Genomic DNA, 21,861 nt, shown 5'->3' on the forward strand with positions numbered 1-21,861 from the left:
CTTAAGCACCAGACGACGCAAAAACGGCCGCATGATTGGGCAACAACTCAAACGGTTGCTCCGTCGTCACCCCCGCGCGACGTCGACTATCGAGAATGCAAGGCGGCAGACCATCCGCCATACCGAGCAACGCGGCGACTTCTTGCTCCGACATACCATCGGCTTGGGGCCTCACCTGCTCGCTCGATTCGGCCAATCGGCATACGACCAGCAGCGTTTCACCCTCGCGAGTGAATTTCAACGAATAGACACCTCGGTCGATGTCGGTAATGGCCAAACAATTCGCCGCTGCCAGAATCCCCGCTCGCGTGTACTGCTTGCGAACCCGAATGACTTCGCGATACCAATCTCGCATCGCCAGATCTCCGTCTTCGATCGCTCCGATGCGGGCAGAATGAAACGCAATTTCTTCGGTGGGCAACACACCGTCGGACCAGTCGTGCTGCGGATACTCACGTCGTCTCCCTTCGATAACGGCTTGCCGCAGCGACTCATCCCCATAGTCGACGAAGAATGCGAACGGTTTCTCGCACGCAAACTCTTCCCCCATGAACAACATCGGAATCGACGGTGACAAGATCAACAACACCGCAGCGGATGCTTGTGTCTCCGGCGCAGTGATTTGGTGAAATCGTTTTCCGAGCGGATGATTGCCGATGAAGTCGTGATTTTGAATGCAGTACACGAGCCCCGATGTGTCCACCCGCTCGGCCGTTGCGACCGAAACCTCTTCCCGCCCCCGATCACCCCGGACATCACCTTGAAACACGAACCCACGTTGGAGGGCACGAGCAAGATCCACGTAGGGATGGTACCGCCTAACGGTCAATTGATCGTGTGCTCGCACACACGCCAACAGCGCGTGGGCAAAATCATCTCCCCACTGGGCGTCGAATCCACAACCGCCGTCCTCCAAAGGCACCGTCATCGACGAGTCATACACGTTCGTTTCGGCGATCAACCAAACGCGCCGCCCTTGCGATTGCGACCACTGTCGGACCTCACGACCAAACTGACGGGTGATATGCTCTTCGCTGTCGTCTTTCATGCAATGAATCGCATCCACCCGCAGCCCGTCGAGATGAAACTCATCGAGCCAATAGATCGCGTTGTCGATCACAAACCGTCGAATCGCTTGGGCCTCCGGCCCTTCATCAAAATTCGGCGCCGCTCCCCACGGAGTGCCATGCCGGTCCGACAGATAATTCCCCAGGTTTGACCAATAGTTACCTTCAGGACCGAAATGGTTGTAAACCACGTCGGCAAAAACGTGTAAGCCTCTCGCGTGTGCGGCATCAACCAATCGACGCAAATCATCCGGCGTGCCCAGCGAACTCATCGGGGCAAACCAATACGTCGCGTCGTACCCCCAGTTCCAACGCCCCGGACATTGGGCAATCGGCATCAACTCAATCGCCGTCACGCCGAGGTCGACAAGCTCGTCCAACCGTTCGATCGCGCTTCGAAACGTTCCGTCATCGGTGAACGTTCCGATGTGCAACTCATACACGATCAATTCTTCAACACGCTGGGCACGAGGTTGGTCGTCATGCTGCCAAGGGAACTGATTCGAGACCACTTGCGAGGCGGCATTTACCCCGTCGGGCTGATAACGCGAGGCGGGATCGGGGATCACTGGCGGGCCAGGCACCACATCGGTCGCTGAAGAACCAAGCCGGAGGCGATAACGTGTTCCGATCGGACAGGCGTCATCACTCGCCCGAAAAAAGCCTTCGGCGTCGCGTTTCATCTCAATCTGCCGCGGCGTCGCGTCGTCCGCCTCGTCGCACTCGTACAGTTCGATCGCGAGCGATTCGTGAGCGGGTGCAAACACCAAAAAGTCGACCTTTTGAAAGCCTTTCGGAACGGCTCCCCAATGCATAGGTGCGACGCAATTCTCGACCATGGCTTCGTCCTGGCCGGCAACCAAACCAAACCACCGCAGCCCCTCGAGGACTCCCGCGGTGCTCGGTTTCAAGGCGAGGAACAATCGGTCATGCCAGCCGCGATCCGCGTGAGCATCGAATACCTGCACTGCCAGACGACGGCTCGCGTTGCCAACCACAACGGCGCAGTAACCGGCAACCAGTGCGGCATAGTCGTTGCCTGAATCCCCGCAGAACACGATCTCGCCGTGTTGATATCCCTGCGACTCACACCACCAATCCAGGGCGAACGCCTTCGATGCGTCACGTGGGAGAACGTCGATGAGCCCGTCGCCGTTAAACGGATCAACACTACTGATGATCCCGTACGGCAACGAACGCTCATCGAGATACGCTTGCGCGGCGACCTGACACTCTTCGAGAGATTCCGCGGGCACATAGTAGCTGAGCTTATGCTTGCCTTGCTTGAACGCTTCTTGCAAACGAAACTTCGGCAGGTCACCGATCTCGCGGCGAACACGCTCGATGTCGGCATCCCCAACGATCTCATCCAACCTCGCATCGAAATCCTCGCTCCGGCGAAAGCGCGCGGCGAGCGATTGCTGCGTCGGCGAGTGTTCCTTATCACTGCTTTCTTCCGATTGCCCTAAAAAGTTTTGGTAAACGCTCGTACCGACATCACACAGGATCCAGTCCGGCACGGGGAGGCCGTCCTCGATGATTCCGTCAAACACATATTCGAGATGACGGCCTGAAACGTAGACGAGCGGCAACCGTCTTTCACGCAATTGGCCTCGTATTTGCTCCAGGGCCTCAAAAGATTCGCGGTCACCATCAAGCGGGATAAAAGTGCCATCAAGATCAGTTGCAACAACTCGCGGACGCTGTTTCAGTTTCATTTATTTTTTTGTTTTTTTTGGATTGCTTAGTTTTTTTGGCGTGCTTCGTCCAGCACTTTCGGGCCGCTATGATAGATGCATACCAGAGCCAACCGATCTCTGCGGATCGGATGTTCGCAAACGCGTTTGGTTTGATCTGGCTTCATCAATTCCGGCTACCTCTACGAAGGATACCCATACGACTATGTCCGACTCACCTGCCGCCATCATCGTAGGGGAAGTATTGTGGGATTGCTTTTCAGAACAAGATGGTGGCCGCCAAATACTCGGCGGTGCCCCGCTCAACGTCGCTTGGAATCTCGCCGGTTTCGGACTCGATCCATTGTTCATCAGCGCTGTCGGCGACGATGACCTCGGCCACGAGATCTTATCCCGCATGAAGAGCTTTGGCATGGCAACCCAAGGGGTCGCGGTATTGCCGGGCGTGGCCACCGGAACGGTGCAAGTCACGCTTGAAAACGGCGAACCTAAATACGATATCGTTCGCGGTGTGGCTTGGGACCAAATCCCAATGCCGACACACGAACTATCCGAAATGATCAGTGATCGCATGGCTGCGGCACATCGGGCTCACCTGCCCGCGCTGTTTTATCACGGCAGTCTTGCATTCCGTGATCCACGATCCCGCACCACGCTCATGAAACTGCGTGACTTGATCTTGCATGATCCGATTCGCGCCAATGCCTTTTTTGACGTCAACCTGCGTGCCCCGCACTATGAACAGGACATCCTGAAGGAGCTTCGCAAATCCGCTTCGTTCATCAAACTAAATCTCGATGAGTTGAACGAACTCAATGGCGGTGGAAGCGATGATCCGGTCGAACGCACGATGGTGGCTGGTCGCGAGTTTGAAAAAGATCCTTCGCAAGTACCGCTTTCCGGCCTACTCGTGACGCTCGGTGCGGAAGGTGCGTTGTGCTACACCCCCGGCTGCAGCGAACCGCTGCGGGTGAAATCTCCCGAACCCGAAAAGATGGAAGACCCCGTCGGCGCAGGCGACGCGTTCGCCGCGGTGGTTCTTCACGGTATCCTGACGGATAGACCATTCACCAATTCGCTTCATGACGCGGTCGCTTTCGCATCGAAGGTATGTTCTCTCAAAGGGGCAACATGCGACGACCCGCATTTCTATCGTTTTTCTTCTTCATAATACCTGACCCGCAACCACACGAAACTAGCTATGCATTCGCCTGACCACGACGGGCTCCGAATTACGTTACTCAGTCTTCATGGACTCGTTCGCGGCCATGATCCTGAATTAGGACGTGACGCCGACACCGGCGGCCAAATCAAATACGTGCTCGAACTCGCCCGCGAACTCGCCACCCGCGATGAAGTCGCGTCGGTTGAACTCGTCACGCGGCAGTTGATCGATGATCGCGTCGGCCCCGACTACGCCCAAGTCGAAGAACCGTTGTGCGACAAGGCAAAAATTATCCGTGTCCCCTTTGGGCCGCGTCGATACCTGCGTAAGGAGGCGTTGTGGCCTTACCTGGAAACCTTCATCGATCAAATGCTCGGCCATTATCGACGGACGGGGCTGCCCGATTTAATTCATGGGCACTACGCCGATGCCGGTTACGCAGGCGCCCAACTCTCGCGTCTGCTGCACATTCCATACGTGTTCACCGGACACTCTCTCGGCCGCGTCAAACGAGAACGGATGCTTGCGTCGACGGCGAAATCAAAGAATCCAAAATCCCCCGAGGACTTGGACAAGAAGTTCAAATTTAAAGTTCGAGAAGAGGCAGAAGAAACTGCTCTCGAAACCGCCTCGATGGTGATTACGAGCACCGGACAAGAGGTCGAGCAACAGTACTCGATTTACCACCACTACCAACCAGACCGAATGGAAGTGATCCCGCCTGGCGTGGACCTGACCCACTTCTATCCCGACGATGCTGCCGAACCACTGCCGCCAATTTATGACAAACTATTGCCGTTTCTCCGCGAACCGGAAAAACCGATGGTGTTGGCGATGGCGCGGCCGGACGAACGCAAGAATCTCGAAATGCTCGTCCGCGTCTATGGTGAAAACCCCAAGATGCAGGAGGCCGCCAACCTTGTTCTCGTCATGGGCGGACGCGATGACTTGCGGCAACTCGCGCCATCCCAGCGGAAGGTGATCACCAATGTGCTGCATCTGATCGACGTCTACAATCTCTACGGAAAAGTCGCCTATCCGAAGTCCCACCGCCCCGCCGACGTGCCCGATCTGTATCGTCTCGTCGCTCGCCAAAAGGGGGTCTTCGTCAACCCGGCGATGACCGAACCGTTCGGTCTGACCCTACTCGAAGCTGCCGCTTCGGGGGTACCGATCGTCGCGACCAACGATGGCGGGCCTCGCGACATCATCGCCAACTGCCAAAACGGTCTCCTGATCGATCCGTTTGATCCTGAATCGATCGACCATGCGATCATGCGTTGTTTGACCGAACCCGATCAATGGGAGATTTGGTCCAAGGCCGGCATCGTGGGCACGCGAGAGCATTACAGTTGGAGGCATCACGTCGATCGCTATCTGCGCGATGTTTCCGAGATTATCGAAGCATCCGCGCCACCGGCACTCGCGAAACCTGACCGCCGAACATCGAAGCGACTGCCTGAATTCGACCGGATCATCATGACCGACCTCGACAACACCCTCACCGGTGATGAAGAGGCACTAAACGAATTTGTTGACCTGTTGAAGCACGCGGGCAAAGACGTCGGATTCGGAATTGACACCGGCCGATCTCTTTCCGAAGCAATGAGCCTCATCAATGAACTCGGCCTGCCACGTCCCGACGTGTTGTCGACCGCCGTTGGCACCGAATTGTACTACGGTAGCGACCTGACACCCGATCGTTCTTGGTACCAACAGATTGCCCACTGTTGGAACCCCAAGCTCGTGCATGAGGTGCTCGACGAGATGCCAGGCCTCTTCCTGCAAAAAGATAAAGATCAGACGGAATTTAAGATCAGTTATCGGATCGATCCGGAAGTGGTCCAGTCCATCGATACCGTACGCAAACGCCTGCGGGAGGCGGGCCTGAGAGTCAATCCGATCCTGTCGCTCGGGTCGTTCTTGGACATCATCCCGATCCGCGGTGGCAGTGAACTTTCGCTGCGGCACCTCGCGTATCGATGGGGATTCGAGCCCGAACACATCCTCGTCGCCGGTGACTGCGGCAACGACGAAGGCATGCTCAAAGGCGCCACCCTCGGGGTGGTCGTCGGCAACTACAGCCCCGAGCTCGAAAAGTTGAGACGATTGCCCCGGATCTACTTTGCAAAGGGACACCACGCTAGAGGTGTGCTTGAGGGAATCGAATACTACGATTTCCTCAACCACATCCGGATCCCCAACGACAAAGTGGAAGCCGACTCTACCAACGAAGACACGAACTATACGGACACAACCGAGCCACAAAAGCCGCGTGACGCAGCCTCTCGGTCGGCCGGTTAACGCGAATCCCAACGGCCACGCCTGACAAGTGGCCGGTTGCGACCTATATCCTTTTGGACGAATCTGCCCAGACTGAATACGATATCGGTCGCGGGATCGAAATGCGGTGGTTACGACGACCGGGGCGGGCGTTCATCCCGGCAACGGTCGCCGTGCCCTCCCGACCGTTCTTTTCGCCTCCCGAACCGTTGTTTTCAAGCTTTTGCCGCCCTATTAGAAAGGGTACAGACACCGATACCCACTAACGTACAACTTTCACCTAGCCCGACATGATTGCCCTGAAACTCAATTCCCCAAAGATCGTCGCAACCGGAAACGCCGCCGCCCGACGGAGCGATTCCCGTGCCTACGTCGCTCTGGAGAGAATGCTGCCCACATTGGAAGCGTTCTGGGAAGCCGAAGACGTGGACCAGTCAGAAGTCGACGAAATGATGGAGCGACTGCAGCGGCACTGGCCGCGATTGTTCCAATTGCTCCTGGGGCTCTACGGGGAAAAATGGGACTTTTTCTATCACCTCGAACAGATTCTGATGACGATGGTTCGCGGGTGGCGGATGCGGGACGAGGCACTGCGAGAAACCGATCGGCATCGAATCAATAACCCCGGTTGGTATACCTCCGAAAAACTGGTTGGGGGTGCCCTCTACGTCGATCTGTTCAGCGAAAATCTTGGTCGCCTGCGCGATCAGATTCCGTACTTCCAAAAACTCGGCCTGACATACCTGCACCTGATGCCGCTCTTCGCGGTCCGCCCGGGAAACAATGATGGCGGTTACGCGATTAGCAACTACCGCAGTGTTGACCCACGTGTCGGGACGATCGACGATCTCAAAGATCTCGCCGCGGCGCTGCGCGAGGCCGGGATCCTGTTGGTTCTCGACTTCGTCTTCAACCACACCGCCGACGATCACTACTGGGCCCAGCAAGCCCAGTCCGGTGCCGAAGAGTTCTGCGATTACTATTTCATGTTCCCCGATCGGACGATGCCCGATCAGTATGAACGAACGCTGCGTGAAATTTTCCCAACCGTTCGCCGCGGCAGTTTCACCTGGCATGACGGCATGCATCGTTGGATCTGGACGACGTTTAATAGTTTTCAGTGGGATCTGAACTACCGGAATCCCGAAGTCTTCCGCGCGATGCTGGCCGAAATGCTGTTCATCGCCAACACCGGAGTCGACATCTTGCGTCTCGACGCGGTTGCATTCATCTGGAAGCAAATGGGAACGATGTGTGAGAACCTCCCCGAGGCACATCAAATCATCCAAGCCTTTAACGCGTGTTCGCGGATCGCGGCACCGGGGCTTGTGTTCAAAAGCGAGGCGATCGTTCACCCCGACGAAGTCGTACGGTATATCAGCGAAGACGAATGCCAAACTTCATACAACCCGACCTTGATGGCGCTGCTATGGGAATCGCTGGCCACCCGCAGCACCAAACTTTTACAACGGTCCCTCTCCCGACGCCATAAACTGCCGCATCGCACCACGTGGGTAAACTACCTTCGCTGCCATGATGATATCGGATGGACGTTTGATGACGACGATGCCGCCGCAGTCGGAATCAATGCATACGACCACCGACATTTCTTAAACGCGTTCTACACCGGTCAATTCGAAGGATCTTTCGCTCGCGGCGTTCCGTTCCAACACAACATGGACACGGGCGATATGCGAATCAGCGGCACGTTGGCGTCACTCGCGGGCCTTGAACAGGCGATCGAACAAGACCGTGAAGACCTCAAAGAACTCGCCATTCGCAGGATACTCCTGCTCAATGCGTCGATGCTCAGTGTGGGCGGTATCCCGCTGATTTATCTCGGCGAGGAGTGGGGCGCCCTGAACGATTATGACTTCGTCAAAGATCCTGCCAAAGCGGGCGACACCCGCTGGGTCCACCGCCCGAAAATGCAATGGACGTTCTTAGATGAACTCGGTGACGACGGATCGATCCGCGCCCGCATCTTCACGTCATTGCAAAAACTGATCGACATTCGAAAACGCACGCCCGCTTTCTCCGGGCTCGAAATGGAACTGATCTCGACGCAATCGGAACAGCTGCTGGCTTACGTACGCACCGAAGCGGCCAATCGTGTGATCGTCGTTTCCAACTTCAGCGAATTCCCGCAGACAATCGACTCCAACCGCTTGCGAACGGCGGGGATGGGTCGATTCTTCGAAGATCTGTACACCGGTGAGACGATCACAACAGCCAACGACATCCAATTGGAACCGTATCAATTCCTCTGGTTGCATCGAGCCTAACGGTACCTCACCGAGTTGGATTATCCAAACGGCGCTGGCCGTGGTTTTGGCAATCACACCAGCGGTCAACGGGCTATTGATTTCAGCGGGCTCCGCTATTGAGCGATCAAGTCATCACCCGAAGGGCATTGATTTCATTACTGCGGGATTTCAAACGTAGTGGAACGCCGCGAGCCGTCCGGTAACTCGGGACCGGACGGCTCGCGCCGTTCCGCTAAAGAAAGCACTAAAACAATCGACGTCCCAAGGGTGATTGAAGGATCACGGTGCGTCCGCCCTCAATCTCGGCGTCTTATTGAAAGAGCTGACGTCTCGAAAAAGCAGCCGTTGTATTTTCAACTCGTTGAGAAACGAACAGCGAAAGCTTCGTTGGCGGTGGGTTTAGAAAAAGCGATTACGAATCCAATCCGCCGCATCATCGAGCGTTTCGTGCATCGGGCGGATTTGGTATCCCAGTTCGGTTTGCGCGCGTGCCGAGCTATACCAATGGTATTGGCTGCTCATCGCAACCGCGGCACTGTTAATGTCGGGCTCGTGCCTCGTCAGTTTGCTCAATAGGTCGCCACCTTTCGCCGCAACGAGTCTTTGCAGCGGTCCGGCTGGCATGATCGGGCGGAGCTGCCCAAACCGTTTCGCCATTTCGGTCCAAAGCCGATAATAGGTCTCGTTATGTCCAGCCAGAACAAACGACCTCCCGTTGGCGACTTGCGTATCGATCGCGGCAATGATGCCGTCCGCCACATCACGCACATCACAAACGCTGCAACCTCCTCGCGGTGAAATCGGCTTCCATCCGCGTCCGACCTCTAACATCATGCGACCGCTACTCGGCTTCCAATCCCATGGACCGAGCATGAACCCGGGATGCAACAACACCGCCTGCAGCCCGCTCTCGATTCCCCGTTGCACCTCAGCGACACCGGCGCGTTTACTCACCACATAACTGCATTCGATTTGTCCACCGGCATGCTCCAGGGGCGTCGACTCATCAGCAACCGTTTCGCGGCTGGCTACCGCAAGCGTATTGACGGTCCCAACATACAACAAGCGACAATCGTGTTTCAAACAAGCGTCAACGACATTCCGGGTCCCCTCGGCGTTGACCCGCATCGACTCATCCAACCGTTTCCATCCGAGATGAATCAGCCCGGCGGAATGAATCACCACATCGGCCCACTTGGCAGCGTTCTCGATACTTTCACGATCATTCAAATCGCCCTGGAACGCTTTTGCATCGATGCCTTCGAAGACGTGACTGTCGGTCTCACTTCGGACCATGTAAGCCGCGGAATGCGACGTCTCATTGAGCCGTCGCAGAATCGTATTCCCCAGCAAACCGGACCCTCCGGTGACGAAAATTCGCATCGTGAAATGTCTCGGTGTCGTAACCACATAAAAAGAAAATCAACTGTCCTCACGCAAGTACTTTGTCAAACCTTGACTTGGGGTTGCCGAACCGGAGGGCTCGCGCCCGGCCGCTAAAAATCCTAGCGGAACGGCGCGAGCCGTCCGGTCCCATCCCAAATTTGAATCCTGACAAAGCACCAAGCACATTGCCTGACCTCAACTTTCGGATGCCGTACCGGAGGGCTCGCGCCCTGCCGCTAAAATCCTTAGCGGAACGGCGCGAGCCGTCCGGTCCCATCCCAAACTTGAATTCTGACAAAGCACCAAGCACATTGCTTGACCTCAACTTTCGGATGCCGTACCGGAGGGCTTGCGCCCTGCCGCTAAAATCCTTAGCGGAACGGCGCGAGCCGTCCGGTCCCATCCCAAATTTGAACCCTGACAAAGCAACTAGCCATCGCATTCTAATTGCCTGCACCTGAAGACAAGGGTGAAGCCAAGAAAACACTCTTGCACTTCGCATACCGATCAACGCGTTGCACGGCAAATTGTTTGCGACGCAGCCTACATCAGTGGCTGCAACAATTGCCGACGCGTGACGACGCCCGCCAAATTTCCGGTCGCGTCATAGAGCACGGCGACGTCGCTGTTGGCATCATAGAGACGCAGCAAGACTCCCAAATGCCGATCCGACAGCGATCCTCGCACAACCGGCAGCGGTTCTGGGACCGCTTCTTTCCCGATCAGGTCCGAGAAACGATAGAAACCGATGATTCGGCCGCGTCGACGCACCAGGATAATCGGATGGTTGCATCGCCGGGCTTGATGCCGTGCCGTCGCCAGATCGACCGGTGAATTCACCACGGCTAATCGATCTGGGCGAACCCCGAACTGCACCGCCGTTTGACTTCCGATTTCGAAGATATTTTGCGCCAACGTCCGCTGGCTCGTCGTCAAAATCCCGGCTTCGTGACCGTCCTGCAACACCCGGTTGAGATCGCCGCGTGCCATCGTCAGGCTCAACCGAAACGGGGTTTGCCCCGTCATCGCTTGCAAGGCGTTACCCAGCAAGGCCAACAGGCTCGACACCGGTGAGAAAAGGATCGTCGCGGTTAACAAAACCCAACGTGTCGAGGTGAGCAATCGATACGGAGCCTGGAAATACAAATGCTTCGGCAGCAGTTCACCGAACACGAACACGATCGGCGTCATCATCACGGTCAAACCCAATTCCATGCTCGCCCCTCCGGCGAACGCGTATGGGACAAACATCACGATCGAGAAACTCGTCATGTAGTTTGCGAGGTTATTTCCGACGAGCGTTGTCGCCACGAAGATTGCGGGATGGTTCAGCAACCACACCAAACCGCGGCCCGCCCACGATCCGCTCAACCCGTCGAGCACCAATCGTGTCCGAGAGACGCGATAAAGTCCCGTTTCCGTTCCGCTGAAGAACGCACTCAGAGTCAGCGCGATCGCAAACAGTATCAACGACAAGATCATGTCGATTCTCCTGCCATGTCGGGTCCGCGCCACGCCTCGATCCAAATGTCGTCCTCGTCTTCATCCGTAACGACGAGTTCAAACGGGGGCAACTTCGCAATATCACCGACACGGGGAACCCGTTCGTTGCAACGTTGAACGTACCCCGAAACCGTCGCCACTCGCTCTTCGGGAACGTCGATCGAGAGCATCCGGGCGAGTGCACGCAAACTGGTCATTCCCGTCATTCGGTAGTGATCACGTCCGATCAGTTTGATTTGATCTTCCGCCGCATCACGCTGGCCCCTGCTAGCCAAGACGCCTCGCAAGATATCATCGATCGACAACGCACCGATGACTTCGCCGAACTCGTTCACGACGACCGCGACGCTGAGGTCTTGACGATGCAACTCGTCATAAACGTGAGATACACGCGCCGTCCATGGAAAGAACAACACCGGATCCATCGCCGACGCGAGATCGCTGAATTGTTGCGGACGCAGCAATCGCACCGCGATCGAGCCGACCCAGGTCTCGCCGGTTTCATCACGCGGATCGGCAACCATCATGTAGCCGCCGGGAGGCGAACCGGCGTGCAACAACGATTGATCCAGCGGAGGAGTGACAACGAGCAACCGGCTCCGCGGCCGCATCATTTCATCGGCCCGCGTCTCGGTCATCGCAACGAGTGCTTGCAGGGCCGCCCGCTCTCGCCGAATCAGCAATGCATCATCAGTGCCTAAATCAATGGCGCGTTCGATATCCGCCAAATCAATCGCCGGTTCGCTTTGAAATGACGGCCACAACAATCTCGCTGCCGCCTCGTTTGCCCACCGAACCACGGGCAGCACGGGACTGACAACAGTCACGGCAGCTTTGATGGGAACGCCGACGACCAACGCGATTTGCACCGGTGTCATCACCGCGACGCTTTTGGGCAACATTTCACTGAAAAAGATGATCGTCACCAGTGCCGCGAACGTGAACACACCGGGCCGCGACATATCCGACGAAACCATCGCGACGAGCGCGAAGTAGATCATGTTGATCAACAGGTTCCAGAACAAAATCGCCGCAAGCAACTGATCCGGCATGTCGAGCAAATGATTAACAATACGGCCGGCCGCACCGCTGCGTTTGAGTTTCTTGCGATCGCGATCTCGGATCGAGAACAACGCCGCCTCGCTGCCGCTGAACAAACCGCTCGCGACGATCAACACGAACATCGCCAAGAGAAAAGGCCACTGTGCCGCCAATTCGCTCAAGCGGACAACTCCGCAGGTGAATCCGACGGTTCCACTTCGAGCGGAACATCAAATTCGCTCAATGCAGGAATCATCATGGCTGCCGTTGTGAACCCGTATCCGAAAATCAGTGCGGCGGCGACGTATAGGTGGTCCGTCTGCAGCAAGAACTGCGTGATCGCGTAGAACGTGATCAACGGCAACGCGAACGCGGCGGTAAAAATCGCCGACGACGGATTCCGCCATCCCAGGGCCGCAAACAACGCCGCACCACCACCGAGAATCATGACCAGGAACGGCGCCAGTTGCAATTGAAACGCACCACGGAAACTGACCATGATCGTCATGCAAATTGCGATGCCTACACACAGGAAAAACACCGTCCCGAGACTCGCCAACGTCGCCGTTCGTCCCGAGACGTAATTCAAACCCGAGTGGATGCCGAGCATCGTGACAAACACATACAACCCGATCGCCGCCAGGATCGCATATTGCATGTTTTCAATAGTCATCACCCCGGCGACGCCGAGATAGACGATCAGGCCGAGCGGCAACAGGATTAACTCTTTGGCCGCATACATCACGCCAAACAATTTGCCAAAGATAAATTCACGCGGTCGCAAATCGGTGACCAACAACAGGTCCAACGCCAATCCATCGCGTTCCCCCGTAATCGACGTCACCGCGAGCGCGTTGACCAACACCAAACTGATCACGCCGAGCGCGGCCATCGGAATCGTCACCGCCGGAAAAGCGCGACCGATACGCCCTGAAGGCTCCATCGCCACCCCGCTTTGGACTTGATACCAGATCGCTCCCGCAATGATGGCGAACATCAAAACGAATACCGCGCGGATCAGCAGGATTTTACGTCCATAGGCCCATGTTCGAACCTCACGCCACAAGATGGGGTTGTCCCAAACGTGTCGCGGTTGCCGGACTTTCCACGACGCTGGCCCTTCGACGTGTGGTTTTTCGCGAATCGCTTCGGTACCACCCTCGGTCGCGACCCCGGCGGCGGAAAGATCTCGCAGATACTCTTCGCTGGTCTCCGGCTCGGGAGCCTTCAAACGAACTTCACGTGACGGATTCCACACGCGAACTTTCGCGATACCGATCGCCAGCACACAGGCGGACACAATGCTGCCCATGATCACAAACCATCCTGCACCGGATTGCAAAACGGTTGCCAAATTGGACTTCGAGTTTGTCGCCGCGATCAGGGCTCGCGGCGGACTAATCGCCGTCGCCCAAACCGTCGACGCTAGCGTACTGCTTGCCAAAATTTCGCCAGCGGCGACCAACAGCAGCAAAACCAAGAACGTCAACGCGATCGATTGAAAGGTCTTCTCACGCCAGAACGCGACGACGGTTCCGACCGCCGCCGAGACGATCACGCTGACCGTGATCACCAGAAACACCGCGAAAACCTGACTCGGTGCGACACCGCCGAGCAACGGCAGCGTCAAAAACAGCGGCAGAGAAACAACCAGCAAACTGAGCGGGGTCAATAGCGCAGACGCCGTTTTCCCCACGACAATCTCAAACCCAGACAACCGTGTCATCAGAAGCAGCAACAGCGTCCGCCGATCCTTCTCCTGCGCCACGTTACTGGCCGCACTCACGGCAGCCAACGCCGACAAAATCACAAGTTCCAGCGGCGCCAGAAGCCTGAACATCCAACCGCCAAATTTCGCCGCATCGGAGTTGGCAAACAGCGATCGCGAGCCGTCGAGCACCAAATAACCGGTACACAACAGCAGAAACAGCGTCAGCAGATAGATTCCGCGCGCCAGATACGTTGACGAACGCTTGGGAGCGACAGTGGCTTCACGATTAAATACGGGTCCTAGCATGGCAACATGTTACTCGCCCAGCGATCGGGTTCGCAACGGGCGGTCTGGTAGCGGTCGGTAACTCTCCCGACCTCTCCGGCGTGGTGTTTCCGAAGTTTTTCGCGTTTGATCGGCCGCTGGCAACGCCCCCCCGCGACTGGTCTCACGCGCTCGCCACTCGCTATCGGGCGGCATCCGCCCCGCCAACCGATCTGCGTTCGGTCCCGAGCCGCCTTGCCGCCGGATCCCCACGAGTGGGCGGAAACCTCCTCGCTTTGCCAAGCCGACCATTTTCACTCACCCTCCCGACCCAATGCGTTCGCCCCATAAATCGGGTGGGATGGTTCAGATAGCAATGGTTTTACGGGCGTGTTCTCGTTAGCCTGTGTGGTTTGTCAAACCAACCGTTTCGATCCGAAATCGGGAGGTTTGCGTGGTTGAGTCTTACTTTTCACTGCAATCCGCATCCCCACGCCTTCCACCCATCGCATCCCGCGTATGAGCTCGTCACCTTCCTCGCGTTCTTTTCTCGAACGTCCCGGCCCGCTGGGAACCAGCATGGCATTGCTGGTCCTGATGGGGTTCTTCTTTATTCTGCCATCGGCGTTTCGTGGCGCCCGCTCGGGGCTGCAGAACAAAGAGAACGACATCAAAGATTGGCTGCCGAGCGATTTCCCTGAAACCGCCGAACTGGATTGGTTCGCCGAGCATTTCGCCGGGGAGAGTTTTGTGTTGGCGACATGGCCCGGCTGCACCGTCGGTGATCAGCGGTTGCACCTACTCGAAAACAAGCTGCTCCACGAATCAGCGGACTTCCGCAAACAACTGCTCGCGGAAGAAGCCGATGCGGCGAGTGGCCTCTCGCTTGCCGAACGGCGCACCCGCGTGCGGGCCCGTGCTCTCGGTGAGGAGCTCAAGCTCCTCCCGCCCGGCCAAGACCTCGACAATTGGGGCGGCAGGGACGAAAAGTGGGTCGCCTCCGCCAATGGAACGTGGTACTTCATCACCCCTGACGGTCGATTCTATCGTTGGGAAGAAGCCAACAACGGTCCCGCCGGTCTGCTGCGGGCGATCAAGAAAGCGATCGGCCAGTATCACCTCGACGGGAAACTCGTCACCGCCCTGGGCGAACCATCGACCCCGGAAAAGATCAACGAGTTCTACAACGACCCTACATTGCTGTGCGCCCCCTTGTTTGAAACCGTTCAAACCGGAGCCACAATCGTCAGCGAACTATCGGCCGAAGGCGGGGCGCTTTGGCCCGTGGATACGACGGATCCCGAAAAGCGACCGCTCGTGGCCAGACGCCGCGCCATGGAACGCTTGACGGGCAGCCTGTTTGCACCGGCGGTCCCGCCCGGTTTCGAATGGACAGTCGCGGATTTTGTTGAAGTTTTGCCTCCAGAAAAACGCGAGAAACTGCCTACCGACTACGAGTTCATCGTTAACTCAACGCTGCAGGACTTTGCTGACGATCGGTTGGATGGAAATCCCGATGCCATCTCCAGTGCAATCACTCCGGTGCAGACCGACGCGTGGTACGCCGTCTTTGACGCATTGGAAATAGAAGCACCGCCACGCCTGACTTGCATCCTGGTCACGTTGACCGATTTGGCCAAAGACAATTTGGCATACGCGATCGGACGTGGCACGCTGGGCAGTCCCCAAGGTCGCTTACTGGCTCTTGCCGAACAAAGCGGCGTGCATCCGCCATCACCACCGTCGACGGCCCCACCACCGTTCAATCGTGAACCGCCGGAAACCGTCGGCTCGCTGCCTCCGCTTCGTATGGGTGGACCCCCGATCGATAACATCGCGATCGACGAAGAAGGTACCGTGACGTTGGTGCGATTGATCGGATACTGCATCTTGATCGGTGTTGGTCTGTCGTATTTTTGCTTCCGCAGCATCAAGACGACACTCATGCTGTTTATCGTCGGTGGTTCTGCCGCCATGCTTTCGATGGCCATGGTCGGATGGACGGGAGGACGGGTCGACGCGATTCTCTTGAGCATGCCGTCGCTGGTTTATGTGCTTGGTCTCTCCGGCGCGATTCACGTGATCAATTACTATCGCGATGAAGTCCGCGTGCGTGGCCAACGCGGAGCCGCGGGCCGGGCGTTACGACATGCGTTACTGCCCTGCACACTCGCCGCCGTCACCACCGCGATCGGGCTTGGTTCTCTCTACACGAGCAACCTCAAACCGATCAGCAACTTCGGGCTCTATTCCGCGATCGGTGTGATCGCGACGCTCGCGATTCTGTTCTCGTACTTGCCCGCCGCACTTGAGGTGTTCGCACCCAAGTTTGTCGACCGCAAAAAAACGAAGAAACCAAAGGCGGACAATACCGCCAAAACTTCCGAGCACCCGGACCCTACCGCCGCGTTCCCGATCAAAACCGACATGGGATTGGCAGCTTGGTGGGTCGCGTTCGGACGGTTCATTACTGGGCACCACCGAGCCGTCGCGATCACTTGTATGCTCTTATTGGCAATCGCTTCGCTGGGACTGTTTCGCATCACCACGTCGGTGCAGTTGCTCAAACTGTTCGACTCCAACGCCCGGATCCTCCGCGACTACGCATGGCTAGAAGAGAACTTCGGCAAACTCGTCCCGATGGAAATCGTGGTCCGGATGCCGCCTGAGTTGCAGCACGATTTTGCCAGCCCTTCGACCGTTGCGGCCAAGGCGGAACGGGGTGAACCGGGTGCTGCCGAAGAAGCGATTTCACTTGATTTACTCGAACGCATCGAAGCGGTGTCAAGGATTCGAATCGCCGTCACGCGGACCCTCGGCGAAGAGGGGACCGGCGAGGTTGGTCAAGCGTCGAGCATGGACACGTTCTTGCCGCCGTTGCCAGGTGTGAGTCGAGGATGGAGTACCGTTCGCAGCACGATGCGACAACGCATTGGCGAATCAAAAGACAAAATGCTCGACAGCGACTACGTCAAAATCGAGGAACACGGTCCGCTCGCCGGCAGCGAAATGTGGCGTCTGAGTTTGCGAGTCAGTGCCTTGTCGGATAACGATTACGGTCTGTTCATCAACGATCTACGTGATGTCGTCTCCCCGGTGATCGAGGCCTACCGTACGCGTGCCGCGTTGCTAACCGCGTTGAGTGAATCGAAATCCGGCATCACGGGCAAACAACGCATCCTGATCGTGGGTAGTGATCGGGTCAAAGGTCTCGCCGAAGCAACACTCGTCAACGCAGACGGTTCGGTCAACGCAGCGGCAGTCTTCCTGAGTACCCTGCACGAGTTGGTTGAAAATGAACAGGTTCAACGACCACACTGGATCGACCCCAAAAACCCCAAACTGCAACCCCAACCGGGAAGCGAGGCGTGGGACCGAACGATCGCAAATTACGATGCCGTGATTTGGGTCGATGGGATCGAAACCTCGTTAGTCAGCCAACGCGGCAACGGCGAACCGCTGCATCTTGGCGCTGCGTCGAAAGCGTCTGAGTTTTTGGCAGCGGCAAAAATCGTCATCCGTGCTGACGAGATTGCGGCCACCCCGATCGGTAAAGAGATTGTGAGGGTCGCACCCACGCCTCACGACCACAACAACCCGCATGCGGTTCGAATTACCAAGGGCGATCGTCAGGTTCCCGTGTTCGACGTCAAGAATGCGATAGCGCCGCAAGTCGTGTTCACCGGCGTCGTGCCGGTCGTCTACAAAGCTCAACGGACGCTGCTGGGCAGCTTGCTCGAATCGATCATGATGGCCTTTGTGCTGATCGGCCTCGTGATGATCGTCTTGCTCAACCCCGGTAGTTTCCCATCACAATGGCTCGCACCGCGGAACCTCCTCGACGGCATCGCCGCCGGTGCGGTTTCGATGATCCCCAACCTCTTTCCGGTATTGCTGATATTCGGATTGATGGGAATCGCCGGAATTGCGGTCGACATTGGAACGATGATGACCGCGTCGGTGGCGATGGGTGTCGCCGTCGACGACACGATTCACTTCTTATCGTGGTATCGCCAATTCCTCGAAGAGAACAAATCGCGATACGAAGCGGTGATTGAAACGTATCGCAAAGTCGGCCCCGCGATGACGCAAACGACGATCGTCGGCGGTCTTGGCTTATTCGTGTTCGCGTTGTCCACGTTCACGCCGACGCAACGCTTCGGTACGTTGATGCTGGTCATGCTCGCCGCAGCTTTGGTGGGCGATTTAATCTTGTTGCCCGCGTTGCTGGTTAGCCCACTCGGCAAGTGCTTTAAGCCGCGACTGGGTTTTTCAGCCGGACCGAAGGACGACTCCGATGGCCTCAAGAGCAGCGACAACGACGATCTCGTTACCGCTTGGCAAACCGACGTGGCTGAATCGGGCACATCAGAAATCACCGCGACCGGCACGGGTTCCATGATCGCGTCCGAAGACATTCCCGTTCTCAAGGTTCACTCGCCGCCCTCGCGGACGAATTCGAATCAACCGAAACGGAAATAGCGGCGGCAATGCCGACCGCGTTTCCACCGCTCGTTGGTTCGGCAACCTTGTCGAACCAACGGCTGATTGAGGGGCATCGGACAGCCGGTTGATTCCGGCTGGTCTACTTCACCTCAAGACGACTCGCGTCAGCACGACGCAGGTAGTTAGAACTGGAACGTCACACGTGAAGTCAATCCGCTAAACGTGATCGTTTCGCCGATGTCGATCAAGTCGCTGTTGCGAACCGCGTCGATATAACCGCGAGTTGTGACCGCTGAATACCATCCCGCCATCGTGTATCCACTCTGCATCGTCACGCGTCCGGCAGGGCTCTGCCAACCCAATCCGATCTCACCTTCGAGAATCGGCGTTGCGTGGAAATCTTCGTACGAGTTTCTCGCTTCGCCACCGTCAAACTGGTTCGCTTGACGATAGTCGGCTTTCCAATCCCCAGCGAGCAAGCTAGCCATCCCTTGGCCGTAGATATAAAGCCCAGTTTCGCAGCTGTAACGCTTCAGATCCAAACCACCGGTCAGACCAAAACCATTGAAGTCGATATCGGTCGTGACATCGGTAAGCCCGTTGGCAACTTGGAACGTCTGCTGACTCCGCAACGTTTGCTCCAGGTTGCTGTAGCGTAGACCGGCGGTCCAGTTCACCGCGAGAGCTCCCGCTTGTTTCCACAGATGGCGGTAATTCAGATCGACGGTCTGAAACGAGATTTCGTGATCGGCGTTCGACTGCAGACTGCTCACGCCCGTGTTATCGAGCGACGGGTGCAATAACTGCGAATTCAAAACATAGCCGCTTGCGTTGTCAGCATTGATCACATCAAACGTGCTGCCTTGCCAATAGGAGTAGGCCACATTCAAACTGCTGCAAGGACTTGCGGCGATTGAGAAGCCGGTGCGGAACCCCGCGTCACCTTCCATTTGAGCGATGCCGATTGGTCCGGTAGGCGTTCCAACGGCTGGGTCAGGATCGGTTCCTTCGACAGCGTAGATCAGGTCACTACTGCCTGCGGTCAGATAAAGGAATTCGCCGAACGCGCCGCTGCGGTGCGCCCACCAAGGTTGTGGACATTTCGCTGAACCGCTGCCGAGCCCCCCCAACAACGAACCTTCAAGGATCCCAGCGGGTCCGGCACCGCCGAGACAACCGCCTTCGGCAGCACACAACTGCAATGGTTGCTCGGTGAGTGCGTCGCTGGTCGAGGAAATCGTCTCCACGCCGCTGTTGGTTTCGCTTTCCTCGTAAAGTCCTGCGACCAGTTCGAGAGGAATACCGTCGGTATCCGCAGCGATGGAAATGGTGCCGGAGGTGAAACCGCCGCAGAGCACAAAGCCACCGACGATTAAACGCCGGAGAAAACGATGAGTCCTTTTCGTGGACATGATGACCGCCCTTGAGTTCAATCAGTATTCGGAGTGTGATGAATTCGAACTGGGACGTAAATGATCGTTTTAATCCACACGACCCGATCGACATCCCCTCTACCGGAGATGATCGGCAGACGCACTTTCAGAATATGAAGAACAATGATTACAGACGGCTAGTTTCCCTAATCGTCAAAGTCGAGGGAGGCCGGATTAGGGTCCGATGTCGTCGCCCAAAAGGCAATTGACGGCAAATACGCCGCGCACGGCAAACGCACTCGGGGGCATGTCCACGCGTTCCCGCTAGCCGAGCGGCTTCTCCGTTTCTACCTGAACAATGATCAACACATCACCGGCGGCGAAGCTGCTCATCGGGCCCGCTCCGGCGTTCGGTTGGCTCGAGAGATTGCCCGAAATCGACAACACTTTCACTCCGGTCTTACGAATCCAACGGTTGATTTGACGCTCGAGTTCCGGCAGATCGTTGTCGACGCCCTTAAAAAGTTTGACTTGTTGCACGCGTGAGGACCGCCTTGAAACGGGAAAACAGGTTGGAAAGTTGCTCTTTTGAATCACGAGACTAGCCTGAAGTGGTCCACCCTCGTGCCCCCTAAGATAGTCGAAAAGATGTGCCCATCGCACTCCCCCGGCACCGCTGCGACCGCAATCGGCCCCATGACCCTACGCCGATCTCGCGCGATCGCCTGCCTCCTCGCAGGTATCGTCGCAAGCGCCATTTCGGTTCGCTCGACCCACGCCGACGAACCCATCCAGATCGACCAAGCCCAAGTGCTGTTGATCCAGAACACCTCCCTTTCCACCCCGATCGCAGGCCGCGTTGACTCGGTTGAAATTGTCGAAGGAGAGCAGATCGTCCCCGGCCGAGTACTCGCACGCCTCGACGAACGTCGTGCCCGTGGCGAATGGTCGGCAGCCCAAGCGGCGTTGCACGCGGCGATGATTCAAGCCGAAAACGATGTCAACACACGGTACGCGAAACGCAGTCTCGAAGTCCGCGAGCGTGAACTGCAACAAAGCGACGAGGCGAACAAACGGTATCCGGGCTCGGTGACAGCAACCGAAATCGATCGTCTGCAATTGGTGATTGACCAAGCCGAACTAGCCGTCGAGCAATCCGAACAGGAACGCGAAATCGCCCAAGCAACGGCGGCGGAAAAGCAAGCCGCCTGCGAACTCGCCAAACAGAGACTCGACGAACACACCATCGAATCCACAATCAACGGCCAAGTCGCCGAGGTCTTCGTGCAGAACGGGCAATGGGTAGAAGCCGGGGCACCGATCGTTAGATTAATCTCACTCGACCCGATTCGAGTCAGCGGGTTCGTCGACGGCCGACTCCACGACTCCGGTCTCGTCGGACGTAAAGTGCGATTCGAAATCGCCCCACCTCAACCGTCTTCCGACGTGACCTCATTCGCTGCCAATAGCAACGGTGACTCGAAAGTCGCAGTGGAAAACAATGTTGACGAAGCCACCGTGCTGTATGGCGTGGTCACATTCGTTTCCGCTGAACTCCACCCGGTGACTTCGCAAGTCCGATTGTGGGCAACGGTCGACAACCCGAACCGGAAAGCCCGTCCGGGAATGCGTGGCAAACTGACGATCGATTGATCGCC

12 protein-coding genes are annotated in these 21,861 nt (G+C 57.0%); 5 read left to right on the forward strand and 7 right to left on the reverse strand.

Features of this window, described 5'->3' with window-relative positions; translation table 11 throughout:
- Position 1 precedes the first annotated feature (1 nt).
- Positions 2 to 2,785: an HAD-IIB family hydrolase gene (locus NB063_RS17860; RefSeq protein ID WP_250930110.1), complete on the reverse strand. Its 2,784-nt coding sequence runs from the start codon at positions 2,783 to 2,785 to the stop codon at positions 2 to 4.
- Between the two features lie 184 nt (positions 2,786 to 2,969).
- Between NB063_RS17860 and NB063_RS17865 the strand changes: the two genes are divergently transcribed.
- The 3 genes from NB063_RS17865 to NB063_RS17875 all read left to right on the forward strand — a co-directional run bounded on the left by NB063_RS17865 (position 2,970) and on the right by NB063_RS17875 (position 8,497).
- Positions 2,970 to 3,935 carry a carbohydrate kinase family protein gene (locus NB063_RS17865; RefSeq protein ID WP_250930111.1) on the forward strand — a complete coding sequence of 322 codons (966 nt, stop codon included), beginning with the start codon at positions 2,970 to 2,972 and terminating at the stop codon, positions 3,933 to 3,935.
- A 30-nt stretch (positions 3,936 to 3,965) separates the two neighbouring features.
- The gene (locus tag NB063_RS17870; RefSeq protein ID WP_250930112.1) at positions 3,966 to 6,233 is read left to right on the forward strand and encodes an HAD family hydrolase; all 2,268 of its coding nucleotides are present in this window, start codon (positions 3,966 to 3,968) and stop codon (positions 6,231 to 6,233) included.
- Between the two features lie 269 nt (positions 6,234 to 6,502).
- A complete protein-coding gene (locus NB063_RS17875; protein WP_250930113.1) occupies positions 6,503 to 8,497 on the forward strand; it encodes an alpha-amylase family glycosyl hydrolase in 1,995 nt (664 codons plus the stop codon).
- 381 nt (positions 8,498 to 8,878) lie between these two features.
- Here the strand turns inward: NB063_RS17875 and NB063_RS17880 are convergent, their stop codons facing one another.
- From NB063_RS17880 to NB063_RS17895, 4 genes are all read right to left on the reverse strand, one after another.
- Positions 8,879 to 9,862 carry an NAD-dependent epimerase/dehydratase family protein gene (locus NB063_RS17880; protein ID WP_250930114.1) on the reverse strand — a complete coding sequence of 328 codons (984 nt, stop codon included), beginning with the start codon at positions 9,860 to 9,862 and terminating at the stop codon, positions 8,879 to 8,881.
- A gap of 546 nt (positions 9,863 to 10,408) precedes the next feature.
- Complete coding sequence (locus tag NB063_RS17885; protein ID WP_250930115.1) at positions 10,409 to 11,347, reverse strand: CNNM domain-containing protein; 939 nt, start codon at positions 11,345 to 11,347, stop codon at positions 10,409 to 10,411.
- Positions 11,344 to 12,591 carry a CNNM domain-containing protein gene (locus tag NB063_RS17890; RefSeq protein ID WP_250930116.1) on the reverse strand — a complete coding sequence of 416 codons (1,248 nt, stop codon included), beginning with the start codon at positions 12,589 to 12,591 and terminating at the stop codon, positions 11,344 to 11,346. Before NB063_RS17890 ends, NB063_RS17885 begins: the two co-directional genes overlap by 4 nt.
- Positions 12,588 to 14,426, reverse strand: coding sequence for an ABC transporter permease (locus tag NB063_RS17895; protein ID WP_250930117.1), 1,839 nt, complete (start codon positions 14,424 to 14,426; stop codon positions 12,588 to 12,590). Before NB063_RS17895 ends, NB063_RS17890 begins: the two co-directional genes overlap by 4 nt.
- Positions 14,427 to 14,903: 477 nt before the next feature.
- Between NB063_RS17895 and NB063_RS17900 the strand changes: the two genes are divergently transcribed.
- Entirely contained in the window at positions 14,904 to 18,866 is a 3,963-nt protein-coding gene (locus NB063_RS17900) for an efflux RND transporter permease subunit (RefSeq protein WP_322975238.1), read from the forward strand.
- A 146-nt stretch (positions 18,867 to 19,012) separates the two neighbouring features.
- Here the strand turns inward: NB063_RS17900 and NB063_RS17905 are convergent, their stop codons facing one another.
- Entirely contained in the window at positions 19,013 to 20,242 is a 1,230-nt protein-coding gene (locus tag NB063_RS17905; RefSeq protein ID WP_250930119.1) for an Lpg1974 family pore-forming outer membrane protein, read from the reverse strand.
- A 285-nt stretch (positions 20,243 to 20,527) separates the two neighbouring features.
- Entirely contained in the window at positions 20,528 to 20,743 is a 216-nt protein-coding gene (locus NB063_RS17910; RefSeq protein ID WP_250930120.1) for a hypothetical protein, read from the reverse strand.
- 84 nt (positions 20,744 to 20,827) lie between these two features.
- Here NB063_RS17910 and NB063_RS17915 point away from each other — a divergent pair, with 84 nt between their 5' ends.
- Positions 20,828 to 21,856, forward strand: a complete 1,029-nt coding sequence (locus tag NB063_RS17915) for an efflux RND transporter periplasmic adaptor subunit (RefSeq protein ID WP_250930121.1) — start codon at positions 20,828 to 20,830, stop codon at positions 21,854 to 21,856.
- The last annotated feature ends 5 nt before the right edge of the window (positions 21,857 to 21,861 follow it).

The sequence above is a fragment of the Aporhodopirellula aestuarii genome (genome assembly GCF_023701485.1).
GTDB lineage: Bacteria > Planctomycetota > Planctomycetia > Pirellulales > Pirellulaceae > Rhodopirellula > Rhodopirellula aestuarii.

What these genes read in the sequence shown, in the direction of transcription:
- NB063_RS17895 (WP_250930117.1), bottom strand. Translation starts at nt 14,426, where the DNA reads ATGCTAGGACCCGTATTTAATCGTGAAGCCACTGTCGCTCCCAAGCGT.
- NB063_RS17900 (WP_322975238.1), top strand. Translation starts at nt 14,904, where the DNA reads ATGAGCTCGTCACCTTCCTCGCGTTCTTTTCTCGAACGTCCCGGCCCG.
- NB063_RS17880 (WP_250930114.1), bottom strand. Translation starts at nt 9,862, where the DNA reads ATGCGAATTTTCGTCACCGGAGGGTCCGGTTTGCTGGGGAATACGATT.
- NB063_RS17875 (WP_250930113.1), top strand. Translation starts at nt 6,503, where the DNA reads ATGATTGCCCTGAAACTCAATTCCCCAAAGATCGTCGCAACCGGAAAC.
- NB063_RS17870 (WP_250930112.1), top strand. Translation starts at nt 3,966, where the DNA reads ATGCATTCGCCTGACCACGACGGGCTCCGAATTACGTTACTCAGTCTT.
- NB063_RS17860 (WP_250930110.1), bottom strand. Translation starts at nt 2,785, where the DNA reads ATGAAACTGAAACAGCGTCCGCGAGTTGTTGCAACTGATCTTGATGGC.
- NB063_RS17865 (WP_250930111.1), top strand. Translation starts at nt 2,970, where the DNA reads ATGTCCGACTCACCTGCCGCCATCATCGTAGGGGAAGTATTGTGGGAT.
- NB063_RS17885 (WP_250930115.1), bottom strand. Translation starts at nt 11,347, where the DNA reads ATGATCTTGTCGTTGATACTGTTTGCGATCGCGCTGACTCTGAGTGCG.
- NB063_RS17905 (WP_250930119.1), bottom strand. Translation starts at nt 20,242, where the DNA reads ATGTCCACGAAAAGGACTCATCGTTTTCTCCGGCGTTTAATCGTCGGT.